The organism is Lawsonibacter sp. (genome assembly GCF_022777125.1).
GTDB lineage: Bacteria > Bacillota > Clostridia > Oscillospirales > Oscillospiraceae > Lawsonibacter_A > Lawsonibacter_A hominis.
The window spans coordinates 1-17,306 of record NZ_JALFGV010000039.1 but is presented as its reverse complement, the minus strand read 5'-3'; the positions used below and the strand labels follow the sequence as shown (position 1 = coordinate 17,306).

The following is a 17,306-nucleotide window of genomic DNA, read 5'->3' as shown; positions in this document are numbered from 1 at the left end:
AACGCCCTCCATTCGTGCTTCCCCAGGGGTCGAAACTGCGTCTAATCCACAGACGCCACGTTATAGTAAAGATAAGCGTCCCGATAGGTGTAGCCGTTTTCCCAATAGCGGAATTCCCGCGGCTGCTCCCGGCGCACCTCCAGGCCGCCCGCCGCCACCAGCCGCGTTTTCCCGTCGCTCATCCGGTGCAGGTAGAGCCGGGCGCCGGTTTGGATCAGGCCCTCCCAGGCCGTCTGCCCGCTCTCCCGGCGGCAGCGTTCCAAACAGCCGGACAAGACCGGGCCGGAGAGCGCCTCCGGCGGCGCTTCCCATACGGACAGGATCTTCAACCCCGCGTGCCGGGGGTAGAGCTGGGTATACTGTACGTCCCAGAAGGTGACGGTGGGATATACGCCGGCGCGGCTTTTCAGGCGCATGCACAGGATCTCCTCCACGCAAAGGTCTTCCACCAGCGCCTGGATCCGGCCGCTGTAGCGGTATTCACCCATCCGCCTCACTTCCCCCGGTATAGCGGGGCGGCGGGATCATCGCCAGGTCCATGACCTCTGACGCCGTGATCTCCAGCGCCTTGCCGAACCGCAGCTTCTGCCCGTCGGTGGTCACGGACCGGAAGACCTCCGGCTCCGCCAGGGGGCAAAAGCGGATCGTACCCAAGCGCCCCGCCATGTCCAGCTCCAGGATACTGCCGCTGCCCAGCTCCAAGCGCAGCCGGTATCCCTCCAGCGGCATTACCCGCAGGATCGTAGGGATCCTCACTTCCCTGTATTCGGCCATAGGCCGTCCTCCTTTCTCCGTTTCTGCATACAAAAAGGCACTCTACAAGTACCATTGTAGAGTGCCTTTGGGCGGATGTATGTAGTCCGTTTGGCTATTATCGCCGGAAATCAGTCACATTTAAAGTTCCAGCAGCACAAGCTGCGTTTTGGATGAAACCCCCGTTTTCTCATAGATCCGGCTGAGCAGGTTTTTGACCGTGGGGACCGAAATGTACAGCGCGGCGGCGATGGCCTTATGGCTGGTGGTGCCGCTTTTGATCAACTCGTAGATCTCCCGCTCCCGGGGCGTAAGGGCCGGCTTTTCCGCCCGGAGCCGGGCGAGCGAACCGTCCAGCCGTTCCGCCAGCGCTGCGATACGCTCCAGCTCCGCCCGGCGCTCCGGCAGGACCAGGGCGGAAAGCAGATCCCGGATGCCGGCATAGTTCTCCGCAAAGGGCAGGTACACCTGATCCGGCAAGGCCATGTCCAGCGCCTCGTGCAGGGCGGATACGGCCTCGCTCCGCTGGCCCAGGGCGCAAAGCGCCTGGGCCATATAGAGCTTGGCGTAGAGCTGACCGAAGAGGTTGGGGAAGATGGAGGAAAGGGCCTGCATGTGCTGGCAGGCCCCCAGCAACCTGCGCCAATCCCGCCGCAGCAGCAGGCATCGCCCATAGATGATATAGGCGAAGGGCTGTGTCATCACCACCAGGCGCTGCTCCGTGATGTCCCCCTCCCACAGCCAGGGCGCCACGGCCTTGTCATTGCCCAGCAGCGCGTTCAGCCACCCCAGGCACAAATCCTGGGTATGGCGGCACAGGTCCTCGGTATTGAGCCGGGATCGGTCCTGAATGGCTCCCACCGCATCCCGGAATATGGCACGGTCCCCCCGCAGCAGAGCGATCTGGGCCAGCAGGAACCGCGCGCACAGATAAATACTGTTTTGATGGCGGGTTTCCGCGGTAAAAAGCGCCCGGTGGCACAGGATCTCCGCCTCCCCGTCCTCCCCCCGGAGGAACCGGGCCTCGGCGTGCATCACATGCTCCGCGCCAACGCCGTGGCCCCGGGTCAATTCGTAGTAGATGGGCATACATTCATCCATCTGCGCCAGCTCCTCGGCCAGCTTGCCGCTCTCCCGCCAGTACATATAAAAAATGGAGGGAGAGCCGAAGGTCCAGGTGCTTTTCCGGTTGATCAGCGCGGCGGGCCCGCCCAGCAGCTCCAGCGCCCGGCGATGCCGCCGGCTCATGTCGCCGATGCGGTTGTACTCCAAAAAAGAGAGCAGCAGCTCCATTTCCCCCTGGAGCTCATTTTTTCGCTGCTGGGGCAGGTCGCTCTCCCGGATGATCTGGGCGATCTCCCCCTGCATGGCAATCAGCTGCGCGTTCTCATGCAGGAAAAACAGGGTGAAGGCCAGCGGCACCATGGACGCCGGATATTTTGCCTTGAGCGCGTAGGGCGTATGCTCCATCACGTCCAGGATCATGGGCCGGGTGGACTCGTCGATCACGTCCGCCAGCTCGTAGCTGGTCAAAGGCATGGCCAGCAGCCGTTCCCAGTCTCCGGAGTAATAGTAGAAGCGCAGGGTATTGGGCCGGTCTCCCGAGCGGCTGGCCAGATCGCCTCCGGCCAGATAGATGGCCTTCTGCCGCTCCTCCGGCAAAAGCTGGAACTGTTCCCGGAGAAATGCGGCAAAGACGGTGTGCAGATAGAAAGAGTGGGTCTCCTCGTCAAAGTGGACGAAGGCCGACTGACGCTCCAGCAGCGCCTCGGTCAGCGCCCCATCCATCCCGGAGAGCTCCGCGGCCTGTGCAAGGGTAAAGCGCGGAAGAATGGACACGGAGAGAAAGAGCTGCCGCTCCGCTTCCAAAAGCCCGTCCCACACCACCTGATGGATCAGCTGGGTCGCCCCTGCGGTGGAAAAGCTGCCGTTTTTCACGTAGGCCATGACCTGCATGTGCAGGGCCAGCACCCAGCCTCCCGCCGCCTGATGCGCGGCCAGAGTCTGTCCCGGCATCACGTCCAGCCCCGCCTGATGGAAATAGGCCGCCGTATCCTCCGCGCGGAACATAAAATCCTCCGCGTTCATACGGTAGATGCGGTGATTGGAGAGCATGGGGCTCACCGCCAGCTCCCGCGTTACGGCCACGATGTGCAGCTTCTCGCCCCCGTGCTTGGACAACAGCCACAAAAACCGCTCCGGCTCCGGCAGTCCGGAGAGTTCGAAGCTGTCCAGCACCAGATAGGTCTCCCGCGGACACTCCAGGTTTTCCAACACCTCCGCCGTATCGGCGGCGGTGTCGCTGTTCGGGATGCCGATGGCGGAAAGCTCTTCCGCGCAGCCCTGGTCCACCCGGGCGATCAGCCTGCAGATGCTGTTCCACGAGGCCGCCGCCTGCCGCACCAGAAAGGTATGCCGCAGCACCGGCGTAGTCTGAGACAGGTTCTGCTCCAAAAAATGATTCAGCGCAGTGGTCTTCCCAAACCCTGCCGGCGCGTGGGCAATGGTCAGCGGGTAGTCCTTCAGATAGCTCAGCTTCTCCTGGATCACAGCCGGGAAATAAAGGGCGGCCGGGTTGATCTTTCTTCCTCTTGGCATACGGATCCCTTCCTTCGCAGCAGGCATGTCCAGCCCGCCGCATATAGTATTATTACAGCAGTTTTTTCCGGCCCGGTCAAGCCCCAGTTTGAACCGGCGTCCAAGCAGGGCGACCCGCGGAAGCGGCAGCAACGTCAAGGCCACCCCTCTCAGGGGTGGCCTTGACGTTGCTGGTCACTTCAGGTATCAGAAGAGCCGCGCCCATTCGGAGTAAAGCGGGGAATGGCTGCGGCGAAGTGTACTTCCACCGTCAATAAAGATACCATCGGGGCGCAGGCGGCGCGCTCCCCGAAGCCCAACGCTTTAAGTGCCGGGGCATTGAGGAGCTAACAAGCCGCCCCACAGCGGCGGCGCCTTGGCCGCAGGGCAAAAGCCTTGGCGCAGGGCGAATTCACTTTGCCCGAACCGTTTCACCTGTCAATACCAGGGGCGGAGCCGCCTTCTGGCGGACGCGCCGGGTGGCGCGGCGCAAGCGTTTTGCCGCAGGCAAAACCTTGGCGCAGGCGGAATCCACTTCCGCCGAGCCTATCAAAATACCGAAGGGTGGAGCCGCCTCTGGGCGGCGGGACCCAAAACAAAAGGACATCCGTAAGGATGTCCTTTTGTTTTGGTGACCCGATGCGCTTGGCGCTCGAACACCTTCGGCCGCTCCGTCTACCTCCGCTAATGTGATCATGCGGTTGTCCCCGGAGTAGTTGAAGGTGATCGTCACCCGATCATCATAGACAAACACCGCATTGATAAAGATGTCGATGGTCCGCCGCTGGGCCTCCGGCTCATCAAAATTAAGGGAGCGGAATTGCAGCAGGAAAAATTTAATATGCTCCCGGGTCAGCCGAAGACCGCTGATCAACTCCGCATCCGCCAAAGCGGTTTCCAACGCCTCTTTCTGTTGTTCCAGTTCATCCACACGGGCCTTGGTTGCTGCGTTGAAAATCCCAGCCTCCAGCGCACGCACCAGATTGGCAATGGCTGTCTCCACCTGTTTTAATTCTTCATGGAGCGATTCTGTGTAGGAGGTTTCTGTATTCTGCTCCATGTAGTATTGATAAGTTTTTTCGGTGATGAAGTCGATCATCTCGTCGCTCATTACGATGGCCTTGGCCTTTTCCAGTGCCAGCTGTTCGATCCACTGCTTTTGAACCGCCTTCTTTTTGCAAGTGCGGTTCTTTTTCTTCTCCAGGCAGTTGTAATAGAAATATTTGGTCCCGCTCTTTCCTGTCCCACATTCGCCTACCATGGTGTGGCCGCACAGACCGCAGAACAGTTTGCCGGTCAACAGATACTCCGCCTTTGTCCACTTCCTGGCCGGAGCCCGCTTGTTCTGGATCAAAAGCCGCTGGGCTTTTGCAAAGGTTTCCGCATCAATTAAGGCTGGGATCTGCGCCTCCGGGTACTCCTTGCCGTCGTAATGGTAGATACCGATATACTTTCTATTTTTCAGCACAGAGCGGATGCTGTTGATGGTCAGCGGCTTCCCCTTTCTCGTCCGCAGACCCTCTGCGTTGAGATGTTCGATAATCTCCTTCTGGGTGTTCCCAGCGGCGTACATCTCAAAGATACGCCTGACCAGCGGCGCAGTCTTAGGATCAGGTTCCAGATGCTTGTCCGGCCCTGTCCGATACCCCAACGGGAGTGTGCCGCCCACACTCTGCCCCTTGCTGGCTACATTGTCCATGCCTCTCTTTACATTGGTGGCCAGCTGGACGGAATAGTATTCCGCCATCCCCTCCAGAACCGCCTCCAAAATGATGCCCTCCGGGGTATCCGGGATGCTTTCTGCGGTATAGAGTACCTTGACGCCGTTCTTTTTGCATCGATATTTGTTAAAGGCGATTTCTTCCCGATTGCGCCCAAAACGGTCGATCTTCCAGATAATGATCGCCTCAAACTGGTGCTTTGCCGTGTCCTTCAGCATCTGCTGGAACTGGTCCCGGTCGTCATTTCTGCCTGTCTGTGCCCGGTCAATGTACTCATGGATAATCGTGTAGCCGTGTTCCCCAGCGTATTTGTAGGCGGAGGCCAACTGCCCTTCAATCGACTGTTCCCCCTGCTTGTGGCTGGAGTATCTGGCATAGACGACGGCGTTCATAGCGCACCGCCCCCTGTCATGGGCGGCAGATCCAGGGCCATTCGCACCATCGCTTTCTCCTTCTGGTCTGCCTTATCATACGCCCGTGCCACCTGCCGGGCCTCCGCTGTGATGTCCGTGGGCTGGTAACGCCGGTCGCCGGTCCACACCTCCAGCGGCACCCCCAGGGCGTCGGACAACTGCAGGGCGATGGGGAGCGGCGCGTCCTTCATCTGGCGGATGATAATTGTCCGCACCTGCCGGTCTGTCAGTCCGCTGATCTGCGCCATACCCGGAATGTCTACTCCCAGCTGGTTCATCACATCCATAAAGATCTTGTAGAAAGGCGGATGATCTTTGGGACACAGGGAATTGAAGGCCGCCTCCTCCGCAGAATCCCCCATCAGATAGTCCGTGGACACATCCAGCCGTTTCGCGTACTCCTGAACGTGGGTAATCTTGGGGATGCGCTGTCCGGTCTCATAGCGGCTGAGGACCTGCTTGGAAGTGCCCAGCAGTTTCGCAAACTCGTCCTGGGACATTCCTTTCTCCTTTCGAATGGCCCGCAGGCGGTCCCCGAAAGAAACATAGGTCACATCTACCGCCACATACCCGGTGTCGGGGTATTCTTTCTTGAAAAACTCCATGCGCTGGTCCTCCTTTTGGAATGCCTAAACCTATTAAAGCACATCTTGTCAACAAAATCAAGTAAAATTATATAATCCTCTAAATTTATCACCAAATAGTTGATTTATTGAGATTTTCCTGCCATACTGACCTCATCAATCCTCTGGATGCTTTTCTTTTACCCGAAAAGTCACCATTTGATTGACAACTGAGGAGGTGATACAAAACTGACACCGCAATCCAGATCATCCCGAAACTGATCCCACGGGTGGAACAAAAAATACTGTGCGCCACATTTCTGGAGGCGGTGCTCCGATTTTACGAGGACCCGAAGAACCGGGACGCCTTTGAGCGGTGGCGCACGGGGAAAGGAGGAAATGCAGTTGAACAAGAGAACTGCAGAACAACTGCGGCGGGATTACCCTGACTATGTCCCCCTGGATGTGGCGGCAAAGTATCTGGGTGTCTCTCGCCGGCAGCTCTCTTGGCTAATCGCTGAGGGGCGGGAACCCTACGCATCCATCGGCGGCAACATCGGTAAGAAACAGCGCTATGTCCGTGTCTACACCGAGCCGTTGATTGCCCTGCTCTGCGGAGGCGATGATATTGACCAAGATGACACCGACCAATAAAAAACTTTGACCTGTGCCGGGCGGAGCGGGACGGCAATCCTGCCGTTTTCGTATCCGCCCGGCAGTTTTAAGGAGGAATGTGATGAAAAACAAACTACACGAAAACCAGTTGTATCTACTGCGGCATTTGGCCCGGTTTCAGCTGCTGTCCTACTCAGACTGTCTGGAACTACTGGACACAGAGGGAACAAAGGAGCGCGCCGCCCTGTCCTATGCCTTTCGGTCGCTGACGAAAAACAAATATATCTCCAAACAGCGGGATGGCGGCGTGTCTATTCTGGCAAAGGGCCGTGCCCTGTTCCCGGAAACCGAACCGCTGATCTCCACTGGTGGTGGGGCCGCAGAGCGCCGCCGAGTCATGGAGGTGTCCCGCATGGCCGCCCTGATGGAGCGCAACGGCGTTCCTGTGGTTGGGGAGCCAATAGACACCGACCAGCCGCACTTCATTCCCTCCGCCTGTTGGCGGAAGATCGTCCCCGGTATTCTGTCCACCACCCGCTTTGCTGGGATGCTGATCACGGAAGAAGAACGGATAGCCGTCCATCTCAACGGGAACGACTGGTGCGGTGGTCCCGGGCCCCCATCCGTCTGCGGAAACTATATGGGCAGGTCTACCTGACCACACCGGCCCGGTTCCGCCAAGACTTGGACCGCATCCTGTCCCTTCCAGGGGAGATCCAGGCCCGGTGCGGCGATGGTATCCTGCTGCGCGATCCGGCCCAGGGAGACTATGAGCGGGGTTACTACCGGGGCTTTGTCTGCTACGCCGCCGACCTTTTGAAGTATGTCTACTTTTTCTCCGCCGTCCGGGCGCTGATGCGGCTTTTGGATGCCCCCAATACTCCGTCTCCATCCCTGCGATATGAGATTTACATTCAGAGCGAAGACAAAAAACTTCTGGCGTTGTATCCGGACTGTTTAGACTTGGAGGGATTGAACATCTATGTATATCAACCTAAGGAAGACCCTGCGGGACATTGAGCGGCGCCTGCCGGAGGGCCGGGAGCCGACGCAGGAGGAACTGCGGCAGGCATACGGTACGATCCTACGTCTACGGAGTCAGATACTGGCGGTGCTGCGGGACCGGGAGGACTTTGAAGGGGCAGCTGGGCAGAGGAACAACACCTTTGCCGCGCAAATGAGCAGTGGGGAAGTATGTGGAAACGCCGTCATGCTCACGATCCGGGAACCCCTGCCCGCCCAGAAGGAACTGACGGCGGCGGTGGAGGAACACTGGGTAGACATGATGCACACCGCCTTTCGGAAAGCGGCGGAGCAAGGGCCGCTCCCTCGCTTTCAGAAGGCCATGGTGGAAATCCACATCGCCACGCCCAGGGGCAGCGACAACGCAAAAGTCTGGGACACCTCCAACCGGGCCATCCAAGTGATCCTCAATAATCTGAAAGGCATCTTTTTCCCCGACGATGACATGGAACACATGGCCTTTGCGGTGACGGGCTACTGGACAGAGGGAGATGGGTACACCACCATCCGGGTATCTGATTTCAGCGAATGGCGGCCGGTCTTTCACATTCACCATGAGCATCTGAAATCCTCATAGAGGACAAGCGTATCAGTTTTGTAAACTGACGGATTGGGCACCGAAAGTATGTAAACCGTACAGAATGATAGAGCGGTTTTGTCATGAGGGATCGTAGCTGCGGAGGGGTTCTGTGCGTGGATTTCTTGCCAAAATCTCCCCGTAAGGACAAGCGCCCCGGTGGGAATGGCATCCGCCATTCCCACCGGGGCCATCTCTCTGCCTTCATTGTTTCCTGTGGCAATTCTCTTTGTGTTCCAAGCGGGCTGGTACCCCTCTTTGATACTTCAAATTTCAATCTGAAACCGCTTGATGCAGGTCAGGAGCGTGACGCAAAGTTCCTGATATACATCCTCGTCAAAGAACCCATGCACCATGGACTCCTTTAGAAGAAGGGGCTGGTAGAGTGACAGGATCTCCGCCTTCGCCTGCTGATCCCCTCCCTGCGCCCGGAGCAGCAGTTCCTTAAAATCCATGCGCATCACCCCGCAGTGCATCTCTGATTTTGTGGATCACCCGGTAGTAAGCGGCGGCAACACCCTTGTAGCCCATGCCAAGTTCAGCGGCCAGTTCGGTAAATGTCCGCTCGTCCAGAACACGGGCGAAGAAGATGTAGCGGTCCCGTGGCTCAATCCGTTGGAATGCCTGCTCCAAGCCGGTGGTATCAAACTGCGTGGGGGAATTGAAATAAGTATCCTCCACAATCACACCCGGAATATTCCCCCAAGCGTCGTTAAAATACTCATGGCCATAGACCTTGTTCCTTGTTCGAAACAAATCCGTCTTCTTCCGCTGAACGGCAGTTTTGAGATACCCACTAAATCGATTTTGCAGGATATTTGGTTCACCTTTTCCACTGTTCCAATATTTCAAGGTCGATTACCTCCCATATATCAAAGTAAAGAAAATACTTTGATGTACAGGAGGGTCGCGACACCTTGCTGCATTCCGATGGACAGAATAAAAGCTGCTCGGTTTGCACCGACCATTCTTACAGTATCTTCATGACGCACCTCACAGTTTACTCAATCTGAATGGATACGCTCCCGCTCACTTCTTCACCCCAGACGCCGATGTAGGTACTGCCTCCTCCTACCTCGATGGTGGAGGCATAGTCCCCGTTTTCGGACAGCAGGATCACCGGGTCATCCCCGCCGGAGCACAAGAAGACGGCAGCCTCCCCCTCGTCGATGGCGAGAGAACAGGAAATATCTACTGTGTCCCCGCCCTCCCGGTCCAATGTGGTACCGCCAAAGAGCAGTTCCGTGCCGGAAAAGTCCTCGTAGTCGGCCTCATAGGTACCGGTGTAGTCATCCATATCCCGGACCCGCTCCCCCTGCAGGGAGCGGGCCGGCGTCAGCGCCCAGGAGCCGGCAACATCCACCAGCGAGCCGTAAGCATTCAATATCGCATCTTTTACCGAGTCATCTGTCATGTCGGCGGCGGCCTCCATCGCATTGTCCGTGAGATCCGCCAAGGCCCCGGTGACCTGGTCTGTCCCTTCTGCCAAGCCACCCAATACCGTATCCGTCCCGTCTGCCAGGAACTGCAGTACACCGGAACAGCCGGACAGCAGCAGGGCACAGAGCAGGCCGCATGTCAGGAGCAGTGCCCATCTTTTTCGGTTCTTTCTCATCGTGTCCTCCTTCCAGCCTGCCGGCGGCCGCGGCCGCCGGACTTTTTCTTTTTCGTACTCCCGGCTTTGTTGCTGGGTCTGGAGAAGGACAAGATCACTGCCGTCAGAATGACAACGGCCGCCATCCCCAGGAGGGCAAGCGGAATGCTAGGAGCCTCGGTCGCCCCGTTGTACTCCTGCATATCAAAGCCGGCCAGCACCAGCGCCGCGGAGAAGGGGTAAGCGGAGAGCAGGAACCCGCTCTTAAAGAACAAAATGCAGTACCCCAGGAAAAAGGTCAGGATAGAGCCGCCCAGATAGGCGCCCCGCATCTGCCCGAAAATCAAGATCATGGGCATGCAGACCAGGAAGGTGGTCAGCGCCGCAGCCACCACCTGTCCTCCCTGCTGGAGGATCACTCCAGGCGTCAGTCGCGGGAGGCCCGCCAGCACCCCGGTGAGTACTGTCACGGCCACGCTGTAAAGGCCAAACAGCAGAGACAGCAGTCCGGTGACCGCCAGCTTGCCCCCCAGGAGCTTGGGATAGGACACCGGGACGGTGAGCAGGTTCTTCATGGTGTCATGGGTATTTTCCCGGTCGATCAGCCACCCGCCGATCATCACCAGGGAGATGGGTAGAAACACCTGGGTGTTGCCCCACACCACATTGGCAAGCAGGTGGACAAAGTCAAAGTTGGGGTCCCGGATCTCCGGGTTCACGATCAGCTGGGTGCCGTACTGCACCACCGGACAGAGTGCCAGGGCCACAATGCCCACCAGCAGGATCTGGCACCGCCGCAGCTTCCACCACTCCGTTTGAATCATATTCTTCATGCTCTACACCTCCTCAAACGCCCTGGCGCTTGTAGACCAGCGCGATCAGGACCAGAAAAACCGCAGCCTCTACTCCGGTCACCAAAAATGCCTGTGTGGTGGTGACGAAATAGGGGCTGACCCGTTCCAGAAGTTCCAGCATCTCGGTACCGGCATTGGAGAAATCAAGATACTGAAAGTACCAGCGGAAGGTCAGAGGCCCGGGGAGCAGCGTCCCCAGGTTCTGGCCGAAGGGCTGGGTGAGGAAGAGGTCATTCAATCCGAAAATGTAGTTGACAGACGTATAGAAGAAGGTGACGATGACGGAGACGATGTAGCTCCGGTTCAGCAGCACCACCAGTAGGATGCAGGGTAGGGCCCCGGCCCACATCATAATCCCCTGTCCGATGCCTACAAAAAAGAGCCGCAAAAAGCCCACCGGCTCCCACCCGGCGGCCAGTACGATGAACAGGATCACCAGACCGCCCACCGCCATGAAGACGATGGCAAAGAGAAACAGCAGGGCCATCTTTGCCATGGCCAGGGCGCTCTTGCTCACCGGCACCGTCATCAGGTTTTTCAGCGTGTCATTGTCCTGCTCCTCAAAGAGCAGGTTGGAGGCCAGCACCACCAGGGCCGGCATGAGCAGCAGATAGGCGCTCATTTGAAACAGGGTGGACATCATGCCGTCCACCGCCTCGGCGCCGCTGGTGAACTCCTGAAAGTCCGGCAGGAACAGGGCGCACCCCAGGGGGATCAGAGCGGACACGGCAGCGGCAGCAAAGAACAGGGGCTTGCGCCGCAGCTTGGCAAATTCACACCATAGGAGTTTAAGCAATGCCCTCACCCCCTGTGATGCGCTTGAAGTAGTCCTCCAGGGTGTCCTCGTAGAGATGGGCGTCGGACACCACCAGCCCCGCCTCCACAAACCGCCGCACCGCCGCGCCGGTGTCCAGACGGAGATCCCGGACGGTCAGTTCCCGTTCATTCTCCACTGTGACGGCCCGGACTCCCATCTCCCGCTGGAGCAGCTGGGCAGCCACCGGTGCGTTGGACACGGCAAACCGGAGGACTTTCCCGTTTTTCCGCTCCAGCTCCGCCAGGCTCTCCTCCTCCAGAAGGGCGCCGTGGTCGATGATCCCGATGTCATCGGCCAACAGGGCGATCTCGGAGAGGATGTGGCTGGAGATCAGGATGGTCTTGCCCTGCTCCTCGCACAGTGCCCGGATGAAATCCCGCACCTCAGCAATGCCGATGGGGTCCAGGCCGTTGATGGGCTCATCCAAAATCAACAGTTCCGGGTCGTGCATCACCGCCAGGGCGATGGCCAGCCGCTGTTTCATGCCAAGGGAGTATTGGGCGTAACGTTTCTTGTCCCGGTAGGGCAGGTTCACCAGTTCCAGCGCCCCCTTAATGTAGTTGGGGCTCTTGAGGCCCCGGAGACGGGCGAAAATCTGCAGGTTTTCTGTGCCGGTCAGGTTGGGGTAGAACCCCGGGGACTCGATGAGACTGCCGATGCGGGGCAGGACGCGCTTCTCGTTCCCCTTCAGCGGCCGTCCGAAGATAGACACCGAGCCGGATGTGGGGGCGGTCAGCCCTAAGAGCATCTTCATGGTGGTCGTCTTGCCCGCCCCGTTGCGCCCCAAGAGGCCGTAAATGCGTCCCTTCTGCACATGGAGATCCAGGTTGGAAACGCTGACCTGGTCCCCATATCGTTTGGTCAGGCCTTTGGTTTCGATGATACAGTCGCTCATAAGCGGTACCCTCCTTTTCTTTGTGCCAACAGAATAGCACCCAAACCTTGAGAGAACTCTGAGCTAACCTTAATTTTTCTCTGAGATTTTTCCGTGGACATAGGCAGACCGCAGCCTTGGCGGTATAATAATGCCAAAGAAAGGGGGCGCCCCATGATGGAGCATAAAATTTTATTGGTAGACGATGACCGGGATCTTTTGGAGATGCTGTGCTCCATCTTCCGGCGGGCAGGCTACACGGATCTTGTGACCGCCTCCTCCGGACCGGAGGCCCTCCAGGTTTGGCGGGAACAGCAGCCGGCGCTGATCGTCCTGGATGTGATGATGCCGGGGATGGACGGCTTTGAGGTCCTGCGGGAGATCCGCCGCACCAGCCGCGTGCCTGTCCTGATGCTCACCGCCCGGGGCGAGGCGGAGGACCGCATCGAGGGCCTGGAGATCGGGGCGGACGACTATCTCCCCAAGCCCTTTCTGCCCAAGGAACTGCTTTTGCGCGTGCAGGCCATCCTCCACCGGGCTTACCCGGAACCACATCGGACGGTAAAACTGGATGCCTCTACGGTGGACTTAGAGAAGGCAGAAGTTTGGAAGAATGGGGAGCGGACACCCCTGACAGCCAAGGAACTCCAGCTGTTCCAGAAGCTCTATGAGAACGCCGGGCGGATCGTTACCACCGGCATCCTGTGCGAGACCATCTGCGGGGAGTTCTGGCAGGGCTACGAGAGCACCCTCTCCACCCACATCCGCCACCTGCGGGAGAAGATCGAGGCCAATCCCTCCAAGCCGGTCTCCCTGGTGACGGCCAAGGGGCTGGGATACCGGCTCAATCTGAAGGGGGCGAAGTCGTGAATCCGGTGCAGCGTTTTTTCCGGCGCTACATTTTCTCTACCATTGGCATTTTGGCGCTGTTCTTCGTGGTCAACATTGCGCTGGTTCTGAGCGTTATGATCGCCGGATACATGAGCGGGACAGACAACGGATTATCTGTCCGGTCGGTCTCCAGCCATGTGACGGAACAGGGCGGCGTCTGGACGGCGGACGACACGGCGCTGGCTCTGCTGCGGGAGCATGATGCCTGGGTCATGCTCTTGGATGAGAGCGGTACTGTGGTCTGGGAACAGGGCCTGCCGGAGGAACTCCCCCGGTCCTATACCAGCGCCCAGGTGGCCTCCTTCAGCCGCTGGTATCTTCAGGACTATCCTGTGAAGGTGTGGAGCCGGGAGGACGGCGCCCTGATGGTGGTGGGATTTGCGCCAGGTACCCTGGTAAAATACTACTTTTCCATGGAGACACCCTCCTTGATGATGTTTCTTATGGGGGCCATCGTGGTCTTTGTGTTCAACCTGCTGCTGATGATTTTCCTGATGCTGCGGAACACCCGCAGGGTGGAAAAGGCCATGTCACCCATCCTGCGGGGCATTCAAGATCTGAGCAGGGGCAGCTACCAGCCTTTGGACGAGGGCGGGGAACTGGCGGAGATCAATGCGGGGCTGAACCGGGCCGGGGATTACCTGATGCAGAAGGACAACACCCGGGCGGAGTGGATCCGCGGGGTGTCCCACGACATCCGTACCCCCCTTTCCATGGTGCTGGGCTACGCCAGCGAATTGGAGGACAATAAGGCACTCCCGCCAGAGGCCCGGCAGCAAGCCGGAATGATCCGGCGGCAGGGGGAGCGTCTGAAATCTCTGGTGGATGATTTGAACCTGACCACCAAGCTGGAGTACGCCCTCCAGCCCATCCGCAGGGAGACGGTGGATCTGGTGGAGATTGGCCGGCAGGCGGTGAGCGAGGTGCTCAACAGCGGTCTGCCGGAACAGTATGAGATTGAATTTTTCGAGGAGCATCCGGGCCTCACTGCCCGGATGGAGGGTGACGCCGCCCTTCTGCGGCGGATGCTGGACAACTTGATCCGCAACAGCATCGTCCATAATCCCCAGGGATGCCATATCTCCGTTGCGGTGGGGGCAGAGGATGGGCAATGCACCTGCACGGTGACGGATGATGGCAAGGGGATAGATGCCGTCCGGCTGGATGCTCTGAACCGGGATGCAGATATCTCCAGTACTCAGGGCGGCGAACATGGTCTGGGCCTCAAGCTGGTGCGGCAGATTGCGAAAGCCCACGGCGGGACGGTGCGGTTCTGGCAGGCTGTACCGCAGGGGCTGGAGGTTTCTATTATCTTTTCTACAAGTCATGATGAATGAAAAACTGTCTTTAAAGACCATCCGCCTTTTCTATATCTGTTCAAGCTGTGCTTTAAACTCACTTGCAAAACACTTGTGTGCCATTTCACCGTTTTTTGTTGTTAACAGAACAGAAAAAGAAGATGAATTGCCTTGTTTCTCGGCAATTCATCTTCTTTTTCTATTGGTGCACGAAATCGTGCGATTTTTTATTAATTGTGGATTATATTTATTAAAAATATTTGTCAACCACCAATTATGTTGACGAAAAAAAACGTGAGGTGATACAATGTTCCCAGCGGGGGGGGTCTGCATGAAAATGAATCGGCTACTTATTAGCAGTTCTATGATAGCTGCAATGTGTGAAAAAAGCGCAACTGATAATCTTAAACTGCTGGAACCGTTTGTAATAGTATGCCTTTCAGATTTATTCGTTCCTGGTGAACAGATAAAAAAAGAAAAAGTTATTTCGCTCTTAGAGCAACGGTTTGCTTTTCAAGAGATGCCAACAGCTGTTTTAGACAAGATACTATCCCGCATATCCCAAAAAGGGGATAAGATTGTACGTTCTCTAAAGATAAGTGGTGAAGATGGAAGACAATTCATATTTGTTGAAAAGCCAGAAAACCTTTTGACACAATTCAAAGTACAAGAAACTCAGGCTACTCATGATACAGACGAAGTGTTGCACAAGATATCTGATTGGGTAAAAAAAGAAGCCCCATCTCTGAAAGTCACAGAAGATGAATTGAGATGTTGTTTAGGGACATTTTTTGAAGATCATGGGTTTGATGTACTATATGAAGTAGACGAATTGCGAAATTCAACCATTGGAAATACTGATGCAATCCATTATCAGATCGGGCGCTTTATATTAGACTGCCAAGAAAATGATTCTAGTATATTTGAGAAAATTGCCCATTTAGCAGAGGGTATGATGATCGCATCGGCTATTTATATTGATACCGCACTTCCGTCAAGACATGTAGCAAAGCGTCGATTATCTGAGGTTAATGTGTACCTTGACACAACTTTTTTGCTATATGCTCTTAACTATAAAACGCCATTTCAAAAGGCTTCTGCAGATGCGTTGCTTAATCTGTTAAGAAGTAACGGTGCACATCTCTATGTTTTTCAGCAGCATTTTTATGAAATAGAAGATATATTGAAATCTTTTCGAGACCGGGATGGCTATAGCACAAAAAATTACCAGCATTTAGAAAGACTGGAGGAAGAAGAATATACTTCGATAGAGATTGATCTCGAAATAAAAAAATTAGAGTCATCTTTGAAGACTCTAGATATTTTAGTTGCCCCCAAAACATCTTATACAGATGGAAATGGAAACCTATTTTCGGAAAAGGCGTCTTATATTGACTATAATGGATTAAAAAGTCACCTCACCAATAAGATACCACAATATGGAAAACGCCCAACAATGCTCATTAATGATACTGAAGCCATCAGTTCTGTTATAATAGAACGATCTGGCTTGCGCTATGATAACATAGAATCTTGTCCAGCTATTTTTGTAACAACAAACTATGCTCTTGTGCGAGAAAGCAATCAATTTCTTCGCTATCCAGTTTACTCGATGCTCATAAACCCAATAATGAGTGACATTGATATCACAACTATTTTGTGGCTAAAGTATGGGATGAAGAGCACAAATATACCATCACTAAAACTAATCGAATATGCTAGGTCAGCGATTGCACCATCTGCATCTGTAATGGAAACCTTTTATGGCATTACTAAACGATTGGCTGCATCAGGAGAGCTTACTGAGGATGAAGCGGCAGACCTTCGCTATAGTGCCTATGCTCGTGCAGAAATTACTGCATACTGCGGTGGAAATGCAGCAGTTTTAGACGATACCTCTGTACTGGTTGTGCGTGATCGTTTGAAAAGAAAATATACCGCAGATGTAACTGCTCAGTTACAGGAAGCCCTTGCTAAAACAACGGCAACAGAGGATATGGCTAAACAAGCAAATAAGAGAGCTACCTCCAGTGAATCAAAATTATCTGATGCAACTAAAACAATTAGAGCAAATATTCGAAAAATATACCGTTCGGCAGAAGATGATGCAAAAAAATTTGCAAGCAAATGTGCGTGTATTATAAAACGTATCATAATAGCCGCTATTGCAATACTTACAGCGGTTACAACTGGAGCCGTTGCAAAAATCGCTTTTTCCACAGACGATATAAATCTTGTGTATATAATTTCTGCATTAACGACTGTAGCCAGCATAATCATAATGTGGATTCCAGCCTTTTCATTGTCCTCAAAAATTTACAATACAATTTATAGGAAATGTTTTGATAAGCGCTATGCTAAAAATATCTCCCAAAACCAATCAAAAATTGACGAATGGAAAACGCTTCTTAAAGCCATTAGTCTTAATAAAGTCAAGACCACCCCTGAAAGGGGTGGCTTGAAATAGCCCCGTAGGGGCATAGTGAGGCCAGCGCCTAAATGACGCTGGCTTTCACTACGTTCAAGCCATTGTGGACTGATTACCTCGCGTTACCCTTAAAAGGGTTTTCGTACTCTTTCGTGCTAACTTTGTCCTCGATAAGGTAAAATAAGTTGCGCAAATATAAAAGAGGATAAAAAGAGACATGGTTTGCAGAACTCTGGTAGAATGAAGTTGCGACACACCATTCTGAAAGGAGTCTGTAAACCATGTCCGAGAAAATTGTACAACTGAAC

General features: G+C 55.4%; 18 protein-coding genes. 7 read left to right on the top strand and 11 right to left on the bottom strand.

What is annotated here, in order from left to right:
- Positions 1-41: 41 nt before the first annotated feature.
- The 5 genes from MR825_RS03365 to MR825_RS03345 form a co-directional block, all read right to left on the bottom strand.
- Positions 42-488, bottom strand: coding sequence for a hypothetical protein (locus MR825_RS03365; protein WP_287878872.1), 447 nt, complete (start codon positions 486-488; stop codon positions 42-44).
- Positions 481-774, bottom strand: coding sequence for a hypothetical protein (locus MR825_RS03360; RefSeq protein ID WP_186907739.1), 294 nt, complete (start codon positions 772-774; stop codon positions 481-483). The genes MR825_RS03365 and MR825_RS03360 overlap by 8 nt, the downstream gene beginning before the upstream one ends.
- A gap of 120 nt (positions 775-894) precedes the next feature.
- On the bottom strand, positions 895-3,351 hold the full coding sequence (locus MR825_RS03355) for a LuxR C-terminal-related transcriptional regulator (RefSeq protein ID WP_287878870.1): 2,457 nt from the start codon (positions 3,349-3,351) through the stop codon (positions 895-897).
- Positions 3,352-3,742: 391 nt separating this feature from the next.
- Positions 3,743-5,443 (bottom strand): recombinase family protein, encoded by a 1,701-nt coding sequence (locus MR825_RS03350; RefSeq protein ID WP_287878869.1) that lies wholly within the window; start codon positions 5,441-5,443, stop codon positions 3,743-3,745.
- Positions 5,440-6,069 carry a helix-turn-helix domain-containing protein gene (locus MR825_RS03345; protein ID WP_287878867.1) on the bottom strand — a complete coding sequence of 210 codons (630 nt, stop codon included), beginning with the start codon at positions 6,067-6,069 and terminating at the stop codon, positions 5,440-5,442. The genes MR825_RS03350 and MR825_RS03345 overlap by 4 nt, the downstream gene beginning before the upstream one ends.
- A 363-nt stretch (positions 6,070-6,432) precedes the next feature.
- On the opposite strand from MR825_RS03345, the gene MR825_RS03340 reads away from it, so the two are divergent.
- The 4 genes from MR825_RS03340 (at position 6,433) to MR825_RS03325 (ending at position 8,242) form a co-directional block, all read left to right on the top strand.
- Positions 6,433-6,681 carry a hypothetical protein gene (locus tag MR825_RS03340; RefSeq protein ID WP_287878865.1) on the top strand — a complete coding sequence of 83 codons (249 nt, stop codon included), beginning with the start codon at positions 6,433-6,435 and terminating at the stop codon, positions 6,679-6,681.
- A gap of 82 nt (positions 6,682-6,763) precedes the next feature.
- The gene (locus tag MR825_RS03335; protein ID WP_287878863.1) at positions 6,764-7,300 is read left to right on the top strand and encodes a hypothetical protein; all 537 of its coding nucleotides are present in this window, start codon (positions 6,764-6,766) and stop codon (positions 7,298-7,300) included.
- Positions 7,243-7,662, top strand: a complete 420-nt coding sequence (locus tag MR825_RS03330) for a hypothetical protein (protein ID WP_287878861.1) — start codon at positions 7,243-7,245, stop codon at positions 7,660-7,662. Before MR825_RS03335 ends, MR825_RS03330 begins: the two co-directional genes overlap by 58 nt.
- Entirely contained in the window at positions 7,625-8,242 is a 618-nt protein-coding gene (locus tag MR825_RS03325) for a hypothetical protein (protein WP_287878859.1), read from the top strand. Before MR825_RS03330 ends, MR825_RS03325 begins: the two co-directional genes overlap by 38 nt.
- A 266-nt stretch (positions 8,243-8,508) precedes the next feature.
- On the opposite strand, the gene MR825_RS03320 is transcribed toward MR825_RS03325, so the two are convergent.
- From MR825_RS03320 to MR825_RS03295, 6 genes are all read right to left on the bottom strand, one after another.
- Positions 8,509-8,697: a helix-turn-helix domain-containing protein gene (locus tag MR825_RS03320; RefSeq protein WP_287878857.1), complete on the bottom strand. Its 189-nt coding sequence runs from the start codon at positions 8,695-8,697 to the stop codon at positions 8,509-8,511.
- Positions 8,687-9,094, bottom strand: a complete 408-nt coding sequence (locus MR825_RS03315; RefSeq protein WP_287878855.1) for a hypothetical protein — start codon at positions 9,092-9,094, stop codon at positions 8,687-8,689. The genes MR825_RS03320 and MR825_RS03315 overlap by 11 nt, the downstream gene beginning before the upstream one ends.
- Before the next feature lie 148 nt (positions 9,095-9,242).
- Positions 9,243-9,857: a hypothetical protein gene (locus MR825_RS03310; protein ID WP_287878854.1), complete on the bottom strand. Its 615-nt coding sequence runs from the start codon at positions 9,855-9,857 to the stop codon at positions 9,243-9,245.
- Positions 9,854-10,669 carry an ABC transporter permease gene (locus tag MR825_RS03305; protein ID WP_287878852.1) on the bottom strand — a complete coding sequence of 272 codons (816 nt, stop codon included), beginning with the start codon at positions 10,667-10,669 and terminating at the stop codon, positions 9,854-9,856. Before MR825_RS03305 ends, MR825_RS03310 begins: the two co-directional genes overlap by 4 nt.
- 13 nt (positions 10,670-10,682) lie before the next feature.
- A complete protein-coding gene (locus MR825_RS03300) occupies positions 10,683-11,495 on the bottom strand; it encodes an ABC transporter permease (RefSeq protein ID WP_287878851.1) in 813 nt (270 codons plus the stop codon).
- Positions 11,479-12,402, bottom strand: a complete 924-nt coding sequence (locus MR825_RS03295; RefSeq protein ID WP_287878850.1) for an ABC transporter ATP-binding protein — start codon at positions 12,400-12,402, stop codon at positions 11,479-11,481. Before MR825_RS03295 ends, MR825_RS03300 begins: the two co-directional genes overlap by 17 nt.
- A gap of 153 nt (positions 12,403-12,555) precedes the next feature.
- On the opposite strand from MR825_RS03295, the gene MR825_RS03290 reads away from it, so the two are divergent.
- The 3 genes from MR825_RS03290 to MR825_RS03280 all read left to right on the top strand — a co-directional run bounded on the left by MR825_RS03290 (position 12,556) and on the right by MR825_RS03280 (position 17,037).
- A complete protein-coding gene (locus tag MR825_RS03290; RefSeq protein WP_287878848.1) occupies positions 12,556-13,251 on the top strand; it encodes a response regulator transcription factor in 696 nt (231 codons plus the stop codon).
- Positions 13,248-14,609, top strand: coding sequence for a sensor histidine kinase (locus MR825_RS03285; RefSeq protein WP_287878845.1), 1,362 nt, complete (start codon positions 13,248-13,250; stop codon positions 14,607-14,609). Before MR825_RS03290 ends, MR825_RS03285 begins: the two co-directional genes overlap by 4 nt.
- Before the next feature lie 292 nt (positions 14,610-14,901).
- Entirely contained in the window at positions 14,902-17,037 is a 2,136-nt protein-coding gene (locus tag MR825_RS03280; RefSeq protein ID WP_287878842.1) for a hypothetical protein, read from the top strand.
- Positions 17,038-17,306: the final 269 nt, after the last annotated feature.

Bases quoted from the DNA above. Each gene is read 5' to 3' on its own strand.
- MR825_RS03280 (WP_287878842.1), top strand. From the start codon at position 14,902: ATGAAAATGAATCGGCTACTTATTAGCAGTTCTATGATAGCTGCAATG.
- MR825_RS03310 (WP_287878854.1), bottom strand. From the start codon at position 9,857: ATGAGAAAGAACCGAAAAAGATGGGCACTGCTCCTGACATGCGGCCTG.
- MR825_RS03355 (WP_287878870.1), bottom strand. From the start codon at position 3,351: ATGCCAAGAGGAAGAAAGATCAACCCGGCCGCCCTTTATTTCCCGGCT.
- MR825_RS03305 (WP_287878852.1), bottom strand. From the start codon at position 10,669: ATGAAGAATATGATTCAAACGGAGTGGTGGAAGCTGCGGCGGTGCCAG.
- MR825_RS03360 (WP_186907739.1), bottom strand. From the start codon at position 774: ATGGCCGAATACAGGGAAGTGAGGATCCCTACGATCCTGCGGGTAATG.
- MR825_RS03325 (WP_287878859.1), top strand. From the start codon at position 7,625: ATGTATATCAACCTAAGGAAGACCCTGCGGGACATTGAGCGGCGCCTG.
- MR825_RS03320 (WP_287878857.1), bottom strand. From the start codon at position 8,697: ATGGATTTTAAGGAACTGCTGCTCCGGGCGCAGGGAGGGGATCAGCAG.
- MR825_RS03345 (WP_287878867.1), bottom strand. From the start codon at position 6,069: ATGGAGTTTTTCAAGAAAGAATACCCCGACACCGGGTATGTGGCGGTA.
- MR825_RS03335 (WP_287878863.1), top strand. From the start codon at position 6,764: ATGAAAAACAAACTACACGAAAACCAGTTGTATCTACTGCGGCATTTG.
- MR825_RS03350 (WP_287878869.1), bottom strand. From the start codon at position 5,443: ATGAACGCCGTCGTCTATGCCAGATACTCCAGCCACAAGCAGGGGGAA.
- MR825_RS03365 (WP_287878872.1), bottom strand. From the start codon at position 488: ATGGGTGAATACCGCTACAGCGGCCGGATCCAGGCGCTGGTGGAAGAC.
- MR825_RS03290 (WP_287878848.1), top strand. From the start codon at position 12,556: ATGATGGAGCATAAAATTTTATTGGTAGACGATGACCGGGATCTTTTG.
- MR825_RS03295 (WP_287878850.1), bottom strand. From the start codon at position 12,402: ATGAGCGACTGTATCATCGAAACCAAAGGCCTGACCAAACGATATGGG.